13 protein-coding genes are annotated in these 17,388 nt (G+C 71.2%); 7 read left to right on the plus strand and 6 right to left on the minus strand.

Annotated features, from left to right (window positions below; translation table 11 throughout):
• Positions 1-436 (plus strand): metallopeptidase family protein (locus tag J0695_RS28430; protein ID WP_206966721.1); only part of this gene is annotated, 436 nt, incomplete at its 5' end.
• A gap of 25 nt (positions 437-461) precedes the next feature.
• Here J0695_RS28430 and J0695_RS28435 read toward each other — a convergent pair.
• The 3 genes from J0695_RS28435 to J0695_RS28445 form a co-directional block, all read right to left on the minus strand.
• On the minus strand, positions 462-1,940 hold the full coding sequence (locus tag J0695_RS28435; RefSeq protein WP_206966723.1) for a DUF5719 family protein: 1,479 nt from the start codon (positions 1,938-1,940) through the stop codon (positions 462-464).
• Positions 1,937-5,635, minus strand: coding sequence for a glycosyltransferase (locus J0695_RS28440; protein ID WP_206966726.1), 3,699 nt, complete (start codon positions 5,633-5,635; stop codon positions 1,937-1,939). Before J0695_RS28440 ends, J0695_RS28435 begins: the two co-directional genes overlap by 4 nt.
• Positions 5,636-5,854: 219 nt before the next feature.
• Positions 5,855-6,118 carry a WhiB family transcriptional regulator gene (locus J0695_RS28445; protein WP_206966728.1) on the minus strand — a complete coding sequence of 88 codons (264 nt, stop codon included), beginning with the start codon at positions 6,116-6,118 and terminating at the stop codon, positions 5,855-5,857.
• A 625-nt stretch (positions 6,119-6,743) separates the two neighbouring features.
• On the opposite strand from J0695_RS28445, the gene J0695_RS28450 reads away from it, so the two are divergent.
• Genes J0695_RS28450 through J0695_RS28460 form a run of 3 tightly spaced genes read left to right on the plus strand, consistent with a single transcriptional unit; the run spans position 6,744 to position 9,530 of the window.
• Positions 6,744-7,250 carry a cysteine dioxygenase gene (locus tag J0695_RS28450; protein ID WP_206966729.1) on the plus strand — a complete coding sequence of 169 codons (507 nt, stop codon included), beginning with the start codon at positions 6,744-6,746 and terminating at the stop codon, positions 7,248-7,250.
• 13 nt (positions 7,251-7,263) lie between these two features.
• On the plus strand, positions 7,264-8,220 hold the full coding sequence (gene cofD, locus J0695_RS28455; RefSeq protein WP_206966731.1) for a 2-phospho-L-lactate transferase: 957 nt from the start codon (positions 7,264-7,266) through the stop codon (positions 8,218-8,220).
• Positions 8,217-9,530, plus strand: coding sequence for a coenzyme F420-0:L-glutamate ligase (locus J0695_RS28460; RefSeq protein WP_206966734.1), 1,314 nt, complete (start codon positions 8,217-8,219; stop codon positions 9,528-9,530). Before cofD ends, J0695_RS28460 begins: the two co-directional genes overlap by 4 nt.
• Positions 9,531-9,679: 149 nt before the next feature.
• Here J0695_RS28460 and J0695_RS28465 read toward each other — a convergent pair whose 3' ends face one another.
• From J0695_RS28465 to J0695_RS28475, 3 genes are all read right to left on the minus strand, one after another.
• Positions 9,680-10,570 carry a DNA-3-methyladenine glycosylase family protein gene (locus tag J0695_RS28465; RefSeq protein WP_307798792.1) on the minus strand — a complete coding sequence of 297 codons (891 nt, stop codon included), beginning with the start codon at positions 10,568-10,570 and terminating at the stop codon, positions 9,680-9,682.
• 24 nt (positions 10,571-10,594) lie between these two features.
• On the minus strand, positions 10,595-11,677 hold the full coding sequence (manB, locus tag J0695_RS28470; protein ID WP_206966736.1) for a mannose-1-phosphate guanylyltransferase: 1,083 nt from the start codon (positions 11,675-11,677) through the stop codon (positions 10,595-10,597).
• Positions 11,678-11,758: 81 nt separating this feature from the next.
• Positions 11,759-13,096 carry a peptidoglycan recognition protein family protein gene (locus J0695_RS28475; protein ID WP_242553305.1) on the minus strand — a complete coding sequence of 446 codons (1,338 nt, stop codon included), beginning with the start codon at positions 13,094-13,096 and terminating at the stop codon, positions 11,759-11,761.
• Positions 13,097-13,223: 127 nt separating this feature from the next.
• Between J0695_RS28475 and J0695_RS28480 the strand changes: the two genes are divergently transcribed.
• The 3 genes from J0695_RS28480 to J0695_RS28490 all read left to right on the plus strand — a co-directional run bounded on the left by J0695_RS28480 (position 13,224) and on the right by J0695_RS28490 (position 17,316).
• The gene (locus J0695_RS28480; protein ID WP_206966741.1) at positions 13,224-13,976 is read left to right on the plus strand and encodes a TIGR03089 family protein; all 753 of its coding nucleotides are present in this window, start codon (positions 13,224-13,226) and stop codon (positions 13,974-13,976) included.
• 93 nt (positions 13,977-14,069) lie between these two features.
• Positions 14,070-15,404, plus strand: coding sequence for an LCP family protein (locus J0695_RS28485; RefSeq protein WP_206966743.1), 1,335 nt, complete (start codon positions 14,070-14,072; stop codon positions 15,402-15,404).
• Between the two features lie 220 nt (positions 15,405-15,624).
• Complete coding sequence (locus J0695_RS28490) at positions 15,625-17,316, plus strand: LCP family protein (RefSeq protein ID WP_206966745.1); 1,692 nt, start codon at positions 15,625-15,627, stop codon at positions 17,314-17,316.
• Positions 17,317-17,388: the final 72 nt, after the last annotated feature.

Genomic DNA, 17,388 nt, shown 5'->3' on the forward strand with positions numbered 1-17,388 from the left:
GCGGCCGCCCCGCCGCCGCGACCGACACGGACGGGGTATGCGCGGGCCGGTGGCCCCACCGCAGGTCCCGCTCTCCGCCACCCGTGCGGAGACCTTCCGGGATCTCGTACAGGACTCCGTGGAGCGTCTGGAGCGGCGCTGGCCGCAGCTGGCCGAGGTGGACTTCGTGGTGCTCGACGTGCCCCGTCCGAGCACCCCTGACGACCCGGACGAGTGGCACGACGCCGAATCCGTGCCGCTGGGCAGCGCGGTCGCCGCCGCCAAGGACCGATCCGCGCGGATCGTGGTCTACCGGCGCCCGGTCGAGATCCGTACCAAGAACCGCGACGAGCGCGCGCTGCTCGTCCACGAGGTCGTGGTCGAGCAGGTCGCCGAACTCCTCGGCCTGGCACCGGAATCAGTCGATCCGCGGTACGGGCAGGACGGGCAGGAGTAGACAGGACGGACGGGCCGGTTCCGGCTCAGTCGTTCAGGAGCGAGAGGTCCTCGTCGGCCACGGGCACCGCGACGGTCCCCCGGTCGTCGGAGAGCGTCTGCACCGTGAACATCGGCACGCCGCCCTGCGGGACTTCGAGCGTGCGCGACGCGTAGACCGGCCCGCTGCCCGGCTCCGGCTCGACCGTCAGTGCGTACGCGCCCTTGAGCCCCGAAGGGGCCTCCGGCGTCACCGCGAGGGTCGTGCCGGCCTTGATCGTGTACGTCTTGACCACCGGCGTACCGCCGCCGCTGCCCGCGGAGGCCGTGACCTTCACCTTGGCGGCGCCCTCCGGCGCGAGGAGCGAGAGCGTCGAGCCCTTGGCGCGGTTGTCCGCCGCCGTGGCCCGCTCCCCCACCGGTTCTGCCGCCGGGATGAACGCCACCTCCTGCTTGGTGCCCTTGCCCCGTACGACCTTGAGCGCGGCCACCACCGGGGCGGAACTGCCGTCGCCCGACGGGGAGAGCACGAGCGATCCGGCCACTCCCCGGTTGACGTTCTTGAGGTCGACCGCGGCGGTCATACCGGCCTTGACGTGCAGGGTCTCAAAACCGGCCGGGATGATCGTGCCGTCCGCACCCGCCAGTTGGATCTTCAGGTCGGCGTCGTCGCTGCCGGGCGCGTACGCCACCAGCTGGACGTCCGTCGCATCGGCGGGGATGCCGGGGAGCACCTGCTTGCGGGCGGCGGCCGCCGAGGCGGGCAGCCAGTCGCTGCCGAGCTTGTCGTCCATGGACTGCACGACGGCGCCGACGCGGCCCGAGCGGGTGGAGACATGGACGGTGAGGCCGGGGGTCTTGGCCGGGATCAGCGTGGAAAGCAGGACGGGCACGCTGCCGTGGGCGGGAATGGTGATTCCCTCGCCCACGTCGGAGGCGATGCGGCCGTCCTTCCCGTACAGCTCGATGTCCGCGACGGCCGCGCTGTCGTCCGGGTTGGTGAGGTGGACGTAGTCCTGGCGGTCGGCCTCCGTGCTCGTGCCGGGGAACCAGAAGTCCGTGTCGGGGGCGGTGCAGTCGGTGCCGAGGAGTCCGCGTGCGCCGCCGACGGTGACCGCGGTGGTCTGCTGGGCGGTCCAGCCGGGGGCCAGCGCGCCGTCGGCGGAGCCGATGAGGGCCGGGGCGGCGCCGCCCGACGCGGTGCCGGTGGCGGGCTTGCCGGTCTGGGTGAGCGAGACGACGGGCTTGTCCGTCTTCTTCTTCGCCGTGGCGGAGGGCAGCAGTTGGGCCTTGCCCGACGCGGTGCCGCCGCCCGTGCTCGCCGGGGTGAACGACGTGTACGTCGTCTCGGCGAGGTCGGACTGGCTGGGCGCCGGGCAGAGCAGGCTGGTGCGCTCCACGGGCAGCCGCGCCGGGGCCTTGGCCTCGGCCGCCGTACTGCCGCCGGGAGCGGCGAGGGCGGCGAGGCCGGTGACCGCGGCGAGGGCGGCGACAGCCGCGGCGAGGGAGAGGGTGCTGCGGTTCACTGGTGGCTCCCGTCGGGGCGCTGCTGGTGGGGCTCGTCGTCGGGATACGGCGGCTGCTGCTGGGGCTGTTGGTGCTGCTGCTGTTCCGGCTGCTGGGGCTGTTGCTGGGGCTGTCCGTAGCCGTACGGGTCGTACTGGCCGTCCTGCTGGGGCGCGTACTGCTGTGGCTGGTACGGGTCGTAGCCCTCGGTGCCGTACTGGCCCGGGTACTGCTGGTACTGCTCCCCGCCGTAGCCCTGCTGCCCTTCCGGGTAGGGGGCGGCGTAGTCGGCCGTCGCGTACGTCGGCTGCTGTTGCTGCTGCTCCCATTCCCCGTACGCCTGCTGCTGCGGCACCTCGCTCCCGTACTGCGGCGCGAAGTCGCCCTCCGCGGCCGGCACCTGGCCCTCCTCGTCGGCGGGCAGTTCATCGCCGCCCTCCGCCGTCTGGGCCGCCCGCAGCCTGCGCGCCCTGCGGCCCTCGCCGGCCACCGGCTGCGCGGGCACCACGATGTCCTCCTCGGGGAGGTCGTCGTCGACGTCCCTGCGCCGGCCCGGCAGCGCGAGCACCAGCAGCACCAGGGCGAGCCCGCCCTGGATCCAGATCCATGCGGTGTGGGTGATCGGGGCGTCGTAGGTCAGGTCGAGCTTCCCGCCCCCGGCAGGCAGCTCGAAGCCCTGCGCCCAGCCGTCGACGGTCGTCTTCGTCAGCGGGCTCCCGTCGAGCGTGGCGCTCCAGCCGGGTGCCGCGGTGTCGGCGATGCGCAGGGTGCGTCCCGCCGGTCCCGCGGGAACGGTGGTGTGCGCATCGACGGGCCCGGAGGCCACCGAGACGGGCTCCGCGGTGCCGGAGACGATCGTGGCCCTGGCGACCTGGCGGTCGACCCTCCACAGCGCGCTGCCGTCCAGCTGGCTCAGGCGGCTCAGGCCGGGCGTCGCGTCGAGCACCCGGCCCATCTCCCTGGGCGACCCGTCCCGTACGAGGAGATAGCGGATCGCGTAGCCGCTCAGCTGGCTCGACTGGTCGGCGCCGGAGCCTGCCACCAGGTTGGCGACGATCTTGTCGAGCCGGGGGCTGCTGCCTGCGGCCTCGGCGAGCTCGGCGTCACCGAGTCGGCCGCCCGAGCCGCGTACCAGCGTGTACGAGACCTTCGCGGCGGAGTTCCCGCCGAGGACCAGCGTCCGCGCCTGGTCGCGCGTACCGCTCTCCTCGGCGACGAATGCGGGCACCTGCGTGGGGTCGCGCCGGTTCAGCGGACCCGTGGCGCCGCCCGCCATCCACCCGAAGGCGGCGACCAGCGGTCCCAGGACGGCGGCGACGGCGATCAGCCCCGCGACCGGCTGGCGCCAGCCGAAGCTCTGCGAGGCGACCCGCTCGCGCGCGCCCTCCGCGCCGATCACGGCGGCGGCCAGGAGCGCGACGCCGTACACGAGCGTCGCGGGACCGGCCCAGCCCGAGCGGTTCATCAGTACGGCGAAGACCAGTCCGACCAGCGCCCCGACCCAGGCGACGCGGACCGCGAACTGCCGCTCTCCGCGCAGGAGTGCGGCCAGTGCCGCGAGCACCACACCGGCCAGCACCAGGCCGCCGACGGTCTTCGGGCCGCCGGGGCTGATCCCCAGCAGGTCGAGCGCGGCTGCCGTGCCGCTGCCGTAGGCGAGCCCGGCCTCCTCGAAGAGCCGGGACGGGTGGGTCAGCAGCGTCAGCGACCAGGGCGCGAGGACAAGGAGCGGGGTGCCGACGACCGCGAGGAAGCGCAGTCCGTACGCGGTGATCTCGTCGCGGTGCAGCACCAGGACGCCCACGCCGAGCACCGCGGCAAGCGGCCAGACGACGGGCGTGAAGGCCATCGCGAGGGTCAGCAGGAAGGCGTACGCCCAGGTGGCGCGCCAGCTGCCGCGCGCACCGCGCAGCCCGGCCGCGGAGACCGCGCAGCGCGCGATCAGCGGCAGCAGGATGGCCAGGACCGCCGTCCCGAGCCGCCCGGTCGCGAGTGCGCCGGTGGCGGCGGGCAGGAAGGCGTACGCGACGCTCCCCCAGGCCCGCAGCATCCGCGACTCGGTGAGCGGACGGGAGGCGAAGTACGCGGTGAGTCCGGCCAGCGGCACCGAGCAGACCAGGAGCACGGTGAGCGCGAGGCCGGTGTGGCCGAGCAGCAGCGTCGAGAATGCGGCGATCACGCCGAGGTAAGGCGGCGCGGTCTGTGTGCCGCCGGACCCGAGCGGGTGCCAGGCGCCGGCGTAACGGCTCCAGAGGTCGGAGACGTCGCCCGGTGCGGGCAGCAGTGCCCCGCCGGCGAGCGCACCGCCGCCGAGCAGCCCGCGGCAGGCCACGAGGGAGACCAGCAGGAGTACGGCGAAGAGCACGGGGCCGGGTTTGCGGGCGATCCGCTTCAGCCGTGCGAACTGCTCGATCTCCAGGTACTCAGCGTCGTCCCCGCCGGGCCCCGACTCGGCCACACCGTGGCGTGAGCCGCCGGCCTCGGGCTCGGAGGCCCCGCCGAAGTGGCTGGAGATCTGTTCCACGGTGGCGCGGACGGTGGCGCCGGACGGCGGGAACAGTGGCCGCAGCTCACTCGCCTCGACCGCGCTCGCACCCCTCCGGCGCCGTGCGCCGAGCAGCCTTCCGGGCCGCAGCAGCGTCCCGAAGAGCCCGGCGACCTCGTCGACGGCCTGTCCCGGCACCTTGCCGACCAGATATGCGAGGGTCCGCAGCAGCGTCCCGACGACGAGGCGCAGTGCCACGTACGGAAGTGCCTTGACGCGTGCGTTGGCGAGCAGCGTGTAGACGGCGCCCGCCTTGTCGACCCGGTGCGGGCTGGCGACGGAGCGTCCCACGCAGTCGATGGGGCGGCGCTCGCGCGCCGAGGCCTCGGCATGGCGCAGTACGGCGTTGGGCGCGACGAGGACCTTGTGCCCGGCGGCGTGCGCACGCCAGCAGAGGTCGACGTCGTCGCGCATGAGGGGCAGCCTGCGGTCGAAGCCGCCGAGCTCCTCCCACACATCGCGCCGGACGAGCATCCCGGCCGTCGACACCGACAGGACGGAGCGCACCTGGTCGTGCTGGCCCTGGTCCTGCTCACGGCGGTCGAGTCCGGTCCAGCGGCGCCCGCTGTTGGCGATGGAGACGCCGACTTCGAGGAGCTGCTTACGGTCGTACCAGCCGCGCAGTTTGGGTCCGACGATCGCGGCGTACGGATCGGAGTCGGCGACCCGCAGCAGCTCGGCCAGTGCGTCGGGCTCGGGCGCGCAGTCGTCGTGCAGCAGCCAGAGCCACTGCACGGGCTCGCCGTGCGGCAGTTCGGGCAGGTCGTAGGCGTCGTCGCGCCAGCTCCTGCTGACCGGGTCCCAGCCGCTGGGGCGCTTCAGGTACGGCAGTTCCTCGGGGGTGAGGATTCCTGCCGTACGGGATGCCTCTTCGACGGCGGTGCCGAAGCCGGTGCGGCGGGCGAGGTGCAACACCCGCTCGGCGCCGAGCGCTTCGGTGACCAGGGCGGCGGATTCGTCCGCACTGCCGGTGTCTGCGGCGACCACGTTCTGTACGGGCCGGTCCTGCCCGAGCAGACCGGCGAGCGCGTCGGGGAGCCAGCGCGCGCCGTCGTGGGAGACGAGCACGGCGGTGACTACGTGCCGGGGAAACTCCGGCGGGTGGGCGGGAGCGAACGCTGTGGTCGCGGCGGCCTCATAAGGGGCCGACGACTGGCTGTGCACGGACATCGAGGTACGGGCCCCTCCGGCCGGGGTCCGGAGGGCGACCCCCCGGAAGGCTGCTGTGCGGATGCGGTGGACGCACGCGCCCCGTGGGGGCGTTGGTGCATCACGGACAGCGCCCCACAGTAACGGGTGGGAACAAGGACGGTCCGCCGCCTGCGGGCAAGGTGCAGGCGGCGGACCGTTCGTTGCGTACGGGGTTGGGCGGTTTGCCCGGGCGACTGCCTAGACAGCGGCCTTCTTGAGGCGGCGGCGCTCGCGCTCCGAGAGACCGCCCCAGATGCCGAAGCGTTCGTCTTTGGAGAGGGCGTACTCCAGGCACTCTGAGCGGACTTCGCAGGCCAGGCAGACCTTCTTGGCCTCACGAGTGGAGCCGCCCTTCTCGGGAAAGAACGACTCGGGGTCGGTCTGGGCGCACAATGCGCGCTCCTGCCAGCCGAGTTCTTCTTCCGCGTCGTCGACCAGCAGTTGGTGGAACACCTCGGTCATGTGCGCCCCTCGTCCGTCTTTGCTTCCCCGTGATGCGGTCGTTACCGATTTCGGCTGAACGACACGAGTGAAATTACAAGTGTGTGGATCCGGGCCAGTCAAGCCGAGATCTGCTATTGGGCCCCTATTTCACTCTGCGGAACCAAGGCTATGCGGAAAGTGTTCAAATCACCAAAAAGGCTGACACTTGCCACTGGCCCATCCCCGCACGCTCCTTCAACGGGGAAGGACGCGACAGGGATTGATCTTGTTGCGCTCCGCCCGTCGAAGCGATCGGGATCACAGTCGGATCACGAGTGCGCAACGACGTTTGCGAGTGGGGTTGCAGCGCCACATCTCCGCTCTGACGTCTGAACAAACCTTTCTCCGGGCGGAGTAACCGGATGAGGTGAAACATTACCCCCAAATCGGGCATCAAGTTGACAGCCGTGAGAAGAGCCGCTGTCCTTGTTCTCATGCTCGCAAAGCACGCCACCGCAGCACGCACCGCGACCCACGTCCGTGGGTTCCGCAGCGCTGTCCAGGCGCGCTGTTGCTGTTCCAGCTGTTGAGTCACACCGCGATACACGCGTCACTCCAGCCCTGCGACACCCCAGCACTCACTCTGCCGAGGAACCCCCGCACCATGAACAGCAATGACAGCGACCTCCAGATCGCCGGCGACATCCTCTCCGTACAGCACCTTCTGCAGCCTGCCCCCGAGCACCCGGCCACCGTCGCCGAGTTCGCCGGGCTGGCACGTTCCATCGCCGCGGACCGCACGCAGTGGGAGCACCTCGTCGAGTACGACGCGACCTCCCGCTGGTACCACCGGCTGCGAACGGGGCCCGGTTACGAGGTCTGGCTCCTGAGCTGGATCCCGGGACAGGGCAGCGGTCTGCACGACCACGGGGCCTCGTCCGGGGTACTGACCGTCCTGGACGGCCGGTTGACCGAGCGGACCGATCGCGCCGCACGTGAACTGGGCGCCGGGGCGCAGCGCGTCTTCGCGCCCGGTTACGTCCACGAGGTCGTGAACGCCTCCCTGGAACCGGCCGTCAGCCTGCACGTCTACTACCCCGGGCTGTCCGACATGCCCATGCACGGCGCCCGCTGCTCCGCCCCGGCCGCCCAGGATGTCGTACCCGCCTGACAGACTTGCCCGCATGCGCATTGTGGTTCTGGCCGGAGGCATCGGTGGTGCCCGATTCCTGCGCGGCCTCAAGCAGGCCGCGCCCGACGCGGACGTCACCGTCATCGGCAACACCGGTGACGACATCCATCTGTTCGGGCTGAAGGTCTGCCCCGACCTCGACACCGTGATGTACACCCTCGGCGGTGGCATCAACGAGGAACAGGGCTGGGGAAGGACCGACGAGTCCTTCACCGTCAAGAGCGAGCTCGCCGCGTACGGCGTCGGACCCGAGTGGTTCGGGCTCGGCGACCGGGACTTCGCGACGCACATCGTGCGGACGCAGATGCTCGGCGCCGGCTATCCGCTGAGCGCCGTCACCGCCGCGCTGTGCGAGCGGTGGCAGCCTGGCGTGCGGCTCATCCCCATGTCCGACGACCGCGTCGAGACACATGTGGCGGTCGAGGTGGACGGCGAGACGAAGGCCATTCACTTCCAGGAGTACTGGGTGAAGCTGCGCGCCTCCGTGGACGCGCAGGCCGTCGTGCCCGTCGGGGCCGACCGGGCGAAGCCGGCGCCGGGGGTCCTGGAGGCCATCGGCGAGGCGGACGTGATCCTGTTCCCGCCGTCCAATCCGGTGGTCAGCATCGGCACGATCCTGGCCGTGCCCGGGATCCGCGAGGCCATCGCCGAGGCCGGTGTGCCGGTGGTCGGGCTTTCGCCGATCGTCGGGGACGCACCGGTGCGGGGCATGGCCGACAAGGTGCTTGCCGCGGTGGGTGTGGAGTCGACCGCCGCCGCTGTCGCCGAGCACTACGGCTCCGGGCTGCTCGACGGATGGCTCGTCGACACCGTGGACGCGGGCTCTGTGGCGGGCGTCGAGGCGGCGGGGATCCGCTGCCGTGCCGTACCGCTGATGATGACCGACCTGGAGACGACGGCCACGATGGCGCGCGAGGCGCTGCGGCTGGCCGAGGAGGTACGGGCGTGAGCGCGGCCCCCGGGGCTCCCGCGTACCGGGTGTGGGCCGTTCCCGGGCTGCCCGAAGTGCAGGGCGGGGACGATCTGGCGAAGATCATCGCTGGGGCGGCTCCTGAACTGGCCGACGGGGACGTCGTGCTCGTCACGTCGAAGATCGTGAGCAAGGCCGAGGGGCGCGTGATCGCCGCCGACGACCGCGAGGCCGCGATCGACGCGGAGACCGTGCGGGTCGTCGCACGGCGCGGGACGCTGCGGATCGTGGAGAACCGGCAGGGTCTGGTGATGGCGGCGGCGGGCGTCGACGCCTCCAACACCCCGGCCGGGACCGTGCTGTTGCTGCCCGAGGACGCGGATGCGTCGGCCCGGGGGATCCGGGACGGGCTTCGGGATCTGCTGGGAGTTGAGGTGGGTGTCGTTGTCACCGACACCTTCGGGAGGCCCTGGCGCAACGGGCTGACCGATGTGGCCATCGGGGCCGCCGGGGTGCGGGTGCTCGACGATCTGCGCGGTGGCGTGGACGCGTACGGGAATCCGCTGAGCGCGACCGTGATCGCCCTCGCCGATGAACTGGCCGCCGCGGGTGACCTGGTGAAGGGCAAGGCCGAGGGGCTGCCGGTCGCCGTGGTGCGCGGACTCGGGCATGTGGTGGGCGGTGACGGGGGCGGCAGCGCGCGGGACATGGTGCGCGTCGCCGCCGACGACATGTTCCGGCTGGGGACTTCGGAGGCCGTGCGGGAAGCGGTGACGCTGCGGCGGACCGTGCGGGAGTTCACCGCCGAGGCGGTGGATCCGGGAGCTGTGCGGCGGGCCGTGGCTGCGGCCGTCACCGCTCCCGCGCCGCACCACACGACGCCCTGGCGGTTTGTGCTGGTCGAGTCGGAGGAGGCGCGCGGGCGGCTGCTCGATGCGATGCGGGATGCGTGGGTCGCGGATCTCCGGGGGGACGAGAAGTCCGAAGAGTCCATCGCCAAGCGGGTGCGGCGGGGGGATGTGCTGCGGCGGGCGCCCTATCTGGTGGTGCCGTGCCTGGTGATGGACGGGGCGCATACGTATGGGGATGCTCGGCGGGATGCCGCTGAGCGGGAGATGTTCGTGGTCGCCATGGGGGCGGGCGTGCAGAACTTCCTGGTGGCGCTGGCGGGGGAACGGCTGGGGTCGGCGTGGGTGTCCTCGACCATGTTCTGCCGGGAAGTTGTGCGGGATGTGCTTGGGCTGCCGGAGGGGTGGGATCCGATGGGGGCTGTTGCTGTGGGGCATCCGGCCGCTCCGGCGAAGGATCGGGCTGTTCGCGATGCGGGGGACTTCGTCGAGGTGCGGTGACGGTGGGGCGCGGTTGCCGCTGCGCGGGGCTTGTCCCCCCACCCCGCCCCTTCCCGGCTGTGCCAATATGCGGCTCCGCCGCGTGGGGGGCTGCGCCCCGGGCCCCGCTTGTCCTCAATCGCCGGACGGGCTTGATTTGGCTGGGCTTCTCAGAGGATCGCTATGTTCGCCACCGGCATCTTGGGGTGGCGGCGCGGGGGCGTGCGGCCCGTGAGCAGGATCAGGCGGGCTGCTCTGTGGCGGTGGCCCTCGTACGGGGACAGGAGTTTCAGCATCTCCTCGTCCGTCGTCCTGTGCGCTCCCGTCAGCGCGTAGCCGATGATGTTCGGCAGGTGCAGGTCGCCCGTGGTGACCGCGTCCGGGGCGCCCAGGGCCCGTTGCAGGACCTCCGCCGCCGTCCAGGGGCCGATTCCGGGGATCAGCTGGAGGCGGGCCGCCGCCGATTCCGGGGTCATGGACGCCGCCTGCTCCAGGCGCGGGGCCACGCGTACCGCTCGCAGGATCGTGGCGGCCCGCTTGTCGTCCACGCCCGCCTTGTGCCACTCCCAGGACGGGATCAGGGACCAGGTGCGGGCCGTCGGCATCACGAACATCCCGGCGGGGGCCGGTCCCGGGGCCTCATCGCCGTACTTGCGGACCAGCAGGCGCCAGGCGCGGTACGCCTCGTCCGTCGTCACCTTCTGTTCGAGGACGGAGGGGATCAGCGACTCCATCACCAGGCCCGTGCGGGTCAGCCGCAGGCCAGGGGCTCTGCGGGCCGCTTCCGCCACGATGCGGTGGTGTGCGACGAAGGTGGAGGGGTCGTCCAACTCGCCGAGCAGGGCCGGGAGACGGCCGAGCATCCAGTCGGCGCCCGGGCCCCAGGCCTCCGCTCCCGACGGTGCGACGCGGAGCGTGGCCGGGCCCTCGGGTGTACGCGAGGCTCGCCACACCGCGCCGTCGGGTGCGATGCGGCAGGTCGGGTCCCCCGGGCCGCGCCGCAGCGGGCCGAGGATGAGGGTGAGGTCGGTGGGGCTGCCGACCGGGAAGCGTCCGGACACCCCACCGAGGCTACTGGTGCCGGGCTACTGGTCGGAGGAGAAGCGGACCGATGCGTCCGGGAGGACCGCGTCGCACCAGATGCGGACGCCGTCGCGGAGCTCGTTGTCCGCGCCGACCCTGGCGCCGTCGCCGATCACCGCTCCGGACAGGATCGTGCGGGCGCCGATCCGCGCTCCCACGCCGACCAGGGAGTCCGTGATCACCGCACCCGCCTCGATCACCGCGCCGTCGAGGATCGTGGAGCCGGAGATACGGGCGCCTTCGGCGACCACGGCCCCCTCGCCCACCACCGTGCCGTCGGTGAGCTTGGCGTCCGGCGCGACCGTGGCCGTGGGCAGGACCAGGCGGTCGCCGCAGCGTCCGGGGACGGCCGGGGACGGGGCGCGGCCCTGGACGAGGTCGGCGGAGCCGCGTACGAAAGCCTGCGGGGTGCCCAGGTCCAGCCAGTAAGTGGAGTCGACCATGCCCTGGAGGTGGGCGCCCGAGGCGAGCAGGTCGGGGAAGGTCTCGCGTTCGACGGAGACCGGGCGTCCCGCGGGGATCGTGTCGATGACCGAGCGGCGGAACACGTACGCGCCCGCGTTGATCTGGTCGGTGACGATCTCCTCCGGGGTCTGGGGCTTCTCCAGGAAGGCCGTCACCCGGCCCGTCTCGTCCGTCGGGACCAGGCCGAAGGCCCGCGGGTCGTCGACCCGGGTGAGGTGCAGCGAGACGTCCGCCCCGCTGGAGGTGTGCGTGGCCACCAGGGCCTCGATGTCCAGGCCCGTCAGGATGTCGCCGTTGAAGATCAGTACCGGGTCGTCCGGGCCCGAGCGCAGCCGGGAGGCGACGTTGCGGATCGCGCCGCCCGTGCCGAGGGGCTCGTCCTCGGTGACGTACTCCAGGTGCAGCCCCAGCGACGAGCCGTCGCCGAAGTGCGGCTCGAACACCTCCGCCAGGTAGGAGGTGGCGAGGACGATGTGATCGACGCCGGCCGCACGGGCCCGCGCCAGCTGGTGGGTGAGGAACGGGACGCCCGCGGCCGGGACCATAGGCTTGGGGGTGTTGACCGTGAGCGGTCGCAGCCTCGTGCCTTTGCCGCCGACCAGGAGGATCGCTTCAGTCACCGTGTCGTCTCTGCTTCCTGCTGGGACCGGCCGGATTACGGTCGGTCAGTGTAGGCATAGTGCGAACAGCTGTACTTGCGCTCAGCGGCCCTGGTAGCGGGCCGAGGAGTGGCGTGCACTGCCGAGCTTCTTGTAGAGACGGCCCCCGGGGCATTCGGTGGCGAATCCGTCACGGTGTCCCGAGATGACGTTCAGCGTGACCTTCGACCCCTTCTTGTAGAGATTTCCGCCCCCGGAGACGAGAGACGTCTTTCCGGCCGGATTGGCTCCGAACAGGCCGAGTTTCCATGCCGTGAGGCGTGCGACGGCGTTCACGGCCGCGGCCGGCGGCGGGGAGTCGGTGAAGGTGCCGAGCACCGCGACGCCCATGCTGTTGGTGTTGAATCCGAGAGTGTGCGCGCCCATGACAGGCTTGGCCACGCCCCCTGCCCGGCCTTCGTAGATGTTTCCGCACTTGTCGACGGCGAAGTTGTAGCCGATGTCACGCCATCCGCTGCTCTTGACGTGGTAGCGGTAAATACTGCGAAGGACCGAGGGCGCCTGCGCACAGGTGTAGCCGTTGCCGGACGCGCTGTGGTGGACGAAGGCCGCCTTCACCGTCTTCGTATAGCCGAAGTCGCGCTCGCGGAGCTTCTCGTCGGCGCCCCAGCCCTTGCGGGTGATGATCCGGGGACGCGGCCCTACGTAAGGACGCGCGACGCCTCCCGAGAGCGCCTGCGCCTCCGCCTCGGAGCCCTTCTTGCCCAGGGCCGGGATGACGGTGGCGCCGAGCGGGGCGAGTTCGGAGTTGACCGCGGAGCTCGCGGCGGACTCCGCGGTCAGCGACATGGCGCGCGCATCACCGGCGCGCGAGCCGGCCGTACCGCCCGCGTCGGCTGCCGGGCCGCCGCCCGCCGGCTCGTCGCCCGGGTCGACCAGTTCGAGGCGCAGGCCGCCGGGCAGCGGGGCCGGAGCCGCGGCCCGCGCACCCGCCTCCGGCTGGACGCGCACCTCGACGCCGTCGCTGTCGCCGACCCAGAGCGGGGCGGTGGATCCGCGGACCGCGCCCGAGTCCCGCTCGGCGGTGCCGGGGTCGGCGGCGTGCTCGTGGTTGTGGGTCTCGACGCGCTGCCAGCCGGACCAGACAGTCGATCCGGTGGCGCGGGTACGGACCTGGACCGTGCCCCGGAGTTCGGCGGCCGGATCGGACCAGACGACACCGACCAGCGAGAAGGGCTTTGCGTCGCGCTCGGGCAGACCCTGCACGGTGGAGAGGGACCGCGTCGCGGAGAGCGGGTTCAGCGGCAGCGACTGGGTGGAGCCGGGGAGGTCGGGAACCTGCGTCCCGGCTGAGGCGGAGGCGGAGTGGGGGGCGGAGACCGGGACGGCGAGGACGGCGGCGCACACGGCGGCGATCGAGGCAGGAAGAAGAGCACGCATGCGTACGATCATGAACATAGTCAGACGAATCCGGCTACACGGGACTTGACGTGAACTGACGGGCCGTCGGCTGGATCTGCCGCCGGCCGCGGCGGCCCTCCTCCCCGGCCGCGTACGCTTGGCGCTCATGAACGCCAGCGACCGCACCCCCGCCGACCTGCTGCGATCTGCCCTCGCCGCGGACCCGGCCCGCCCCCTGGTCACCTTCTACGACGACGCCACCGGCGAGCGCGTCGAACTCTCGGTGGCCACCTTCGCCAATTGGGTGTCCAAGACCGCCAATCTCCTCCAGGGCGACCTCACCGCCGAACCCGGCGACCGGCTCGCGCTGCTGCTCCCCGCGCACTGGCAGAGCGCCGTCTGGCTGCTCGCCTGCGCGTCGGTGGGCGTGATCGCGGACGTCGGCGGCGACCCGGCCGGGGCGGACCTCGTGGTCAGCGGGCCCGACACTCTTGACCGGGCTGCCGCCTGCCGCGGGGAGCGCGTCGCGCTGGCGCTGCGCCCGATGGGCGGCCGTTTCCCGCAGCCCCCGGCCGGCTTCGCGGACTACGCCGTCGAGGTGCCGAGCCAGGGCGACCGCTTCGCGCCGTACGCCCCGGTGGACCCGGACGCGCCCGCGCTCGCCGTCGGCGGCGTGGAGCTGACGGCCGCCGCGCTGGTCGGACGGGCCCGCGAGGACGCCGAAGCACTCGGCCTCACCGCCGGGTCCCGGCTGCTGTCGGGGCGTACGTACGACAGCTGGGACGGACTCTCCGCCGGGCTCTTCGCCCCGCTGGCCGCGGGTGCGTCCGTCGTCCTCTGCCGCCATGTCGGCGAGCTCGCCGAGGGCGGGCTCGCGAAGCGGACCGAGAGCGAACGGGTCACGCACACCGCCGCCTAGGACGCCCCGGCCGCGAGGTCCGTACGGACACATCCCCCACCCGTACGGCCCAGTGCGGGCGGGCTCCCCGGGCCCCCGCGCCGACTCCGCTGCATGATCGGAAGCAGGGGGCAGCCAGCTCCGCCGCCGAGACAGCCGACTCAGCGAGGGACGGACGCAGACGTGACCGACAGCGCGGGCACTCCCGGGGACGACGAGACGCCGCAGGAGGACGAGACGGCCGAGGCCGGCGAGACGTCCGCCGCGCCCGCCGCACCCCCTGCCCGGCGCAAGCGTCACTGGCTGCGCTGGACGGCGGCCGGGATCTCGTTCGTCCTGCTCGCGGGGGCCGGTGCCGGCTGGTGGTACTACAACAAGCTCGACCACAACATCAAGACCGATCTCAGCGCCGCCGAGGAGCTGCGCGCGTACGAGAAGGAGCGTCCGACCCCGCTCGTCGTCAATGCGCAGAACATCCTGCTCATCGGCTCGGACTCGCGCTCGGGCAGCAACCACAAGTACGGCAGGGACGAGGGCACCCAGCGCTCGGACACCACGATCCTGCTGCATCTCTCGGCGGACCGGAAGCGGGCGACGGCCATGTCGATCCCGCGCGATCTGATGGTGCAGATCCCCGCATGCCACAAAGCGGATAACACGCTCAGTGAACCTCAATTCGCCCAGTTCAACTGGGCGTTCGAGTTCGGCGGGACGGCCTGCACCATCCGTACGGTCGAGAAGCTCACCGGAATCCGCATCGACCACCAGATGGTCATCGACTTCAACGGCTTCAAGGACATGGTCGACGCCGTGGACGGCGTCGAGGTCTGCCTGGCCCGCCCGATCGACGACACCGAGGCCCACCTCAAGCTGCCGGCCGGGCGCCAGACGCTGCACGGGGAGCAGGCGCTCGGTTTCGTACGGGCACGGCACAGCATCGGCAACGGCAGCGACACCGAACGCATGGGCCGCCAGCAGCAGTTCCTCAGCTCCCTGGTGAAGAAGGTGCAGTCCAGCGGCGTACTGCTCAATCCGGCACGGCTGCTGCCCGTCCTGGACGCGGCCACCAAGTCGCTGACCACCGACCCCGGTCTGGACTCTCTGAAGGATCTGTACGACCTGACACGCCGCATGCGGGACATCCCCGTCGACAAGGTGCAGTTCCTGACATTGCCCCGTCAGCCGTACACCTACGACCCGAACCGTGATGAACTCCTCGAACCGGACGCAGAGAACCTGTTCGGGCGGCTGCGTGAGGACATCCCCATCATCGTGAGCCCCACTCCCCCGGCCGCCGACGCATCGTCGGGCGACGACAACACCGACGGCAGCACCGACGAAAACACCTCCGCCGACGACTACTCGGGCGACGAAAAACCGGCCGGCCCAACTCCCGGGCAAGGCCCCACTTTCACAGGGACGAGCGCCGCCGTCGGCATGTGCGGGTAAAGCGTCCCCCAAGGGAAACCCGCCTGGGTAAGGGGATTGGGCGTATTGCCCGGTTGTAAGGGGGGTGGAATATCTCACGGCCGTCGCCTGATCTGCGAGTGGGCAGATAGTGTGACGCGATCCGGTGCATACGACCGTCAAGGTCGCGCACTGCTGGACCGATTGCCAGGCGCCTGGGGGAGGCGCTTCAGGTGGCACCCGACGGAGGACTCAGGCAACCGTGGATGCGCAAGGCCGTGGGCGGGCGGAGAACATCGACCCCGCAGACCAGTGGGTGTTCGACCCGAATACCGGCAATTACGAACTGCGACTGAACCCCTCCGCACCGCAATCGGAGGATGCGCCACGGCCTTCGGAACCGTCGCGCCGCCGCGACGTGCCGCCTCAGCGCAGCCGCCAGCGCGGCGGAAACGGAAAGAACGGCCCCGACGGTGCACCCCCGAGTGCGGGCCGCCGCAAGGCCAAGCCGAAGAAGTCGGGCAAGAAGAAGGCACTGCTGTGGATCGGCGGGGTCATGGCCCTCGTCGTCGTCGCGGGTTCCGTCGGCGTCTATCTCGTGTACCAGCACCTCGCCGGAAATATCTCCAGCGTCGACGTCGGAAACGCGGGCACCGGCAGCCTGAAGAAGGACCAGGCCCTCAACATCCTGGTTATCGGCACGGACAAGCGGACCGGTTCGGGCAACAAGGGTTACGGGGACTCGGGGAGCGTCGGCCACGCCGACACCAACATCCTCTTCCACCTGTCCAAGGACCGTACGAACGCGACCGCGATGTCCATCCCGCGCGACCTGATGACCGACATCCCCGACTGCCCCACCAAGCAGCCGGACGGCTCTACCAAGGTCATCCCGGGCACGACGTACGTCCGCTTCAACGAGAGCCTCGGCCAGGACGGCCGTGACCCCGGCTGCACCATGCGTACCGTCCAGGCCATAACCGGCATCAAGGTCGACCACTTCATGATGGCCGACTTCAACGCGGTCAAGACGCTGTCCACCGCGGTCGGCGGGGTCGACATCTGCCTGGCCAAGGACATCAACGACGCGGACTCGCACCTCAATCTTCCCAAGGGTCCGCACAACGTGAAGGGCGAGCAGGCTCTCGCTTTCGTCCGTACCCGCCACTCGGTGGGCTTCGGCGGCGACCTCAGCCGGATCGAGCTCCAGCAGCAGTTCCTGAGCTCGCTCATCCGCAAGATGAAGTCCGACGACATACTGACCGACCCGACCAAGATGTACGGTCTCGCGGACGCCGCGACCAAGGCCCTGACCGTCGACTCCGCGATCAAGAGCGTCGGCAAGCTCAAGGACCTCGGCATGGAGCTGAAGAAGGTCGACACCAAGAACATCACCTTCACGACCATGCCCGTGATCGACAACCCGAAGGAACCGAAGCCCGTCACGGTCGTCGTCAGTCCGACCAAGTCCGCACCGGTCTTCTCCATGATCCGTGACGACATCTCGCTCACCGAGGTCAAGAAGAAGGCGAGCGCCGCCAAGTCCGCCCAGGACGCGCTCCTCAAGGGGACGCAGGCCAAGGCGTCCGACGTACGGGTCAAGATCCTCAACGGCGGTGCCGTGGCGGGCTCCGCGGGGAACGTGCTGGTCTGGCTGCAGAACAGCAAGGGCGTGCTCAAGTCGAGCAACGACGGCAACGCCCCGGCCGACGTGGCGAAGACGACCCTGGTGTACGGACCGAACCAGGCCGACCAGGCACGCAAGCTCGCCGACCTCATGGGACTGCCCGCCGCGGCGCTCAAGCCCGCCGCCAAGGACTCTGTCGGCCGTACGCCGATGACACTCACGCTCGGCCCGGACTTCAAGTCCGCGGGAACACCGATCGCCACTCCGACGAAGGCGCCGGAGGACATTCAGCGAGTAGAAGCAGACAAGACGGTGTGCGCGAAGTGACGCATTGTCATTTCCCTTCGCGCAGACCTGATTAACAGGGGGGACCTGGGGTGGGGCAGAACAGTGTGCGTG

It is taken from the genome of Streptomyces beijiangensis, assembly GCF_017315755.1.
GTDB lineage: Bacteria > Actinomycetota > Actinomycetes > Streptomycetales > Streptomycetaceae > Streptomyces > Streptomyces beijiangensis.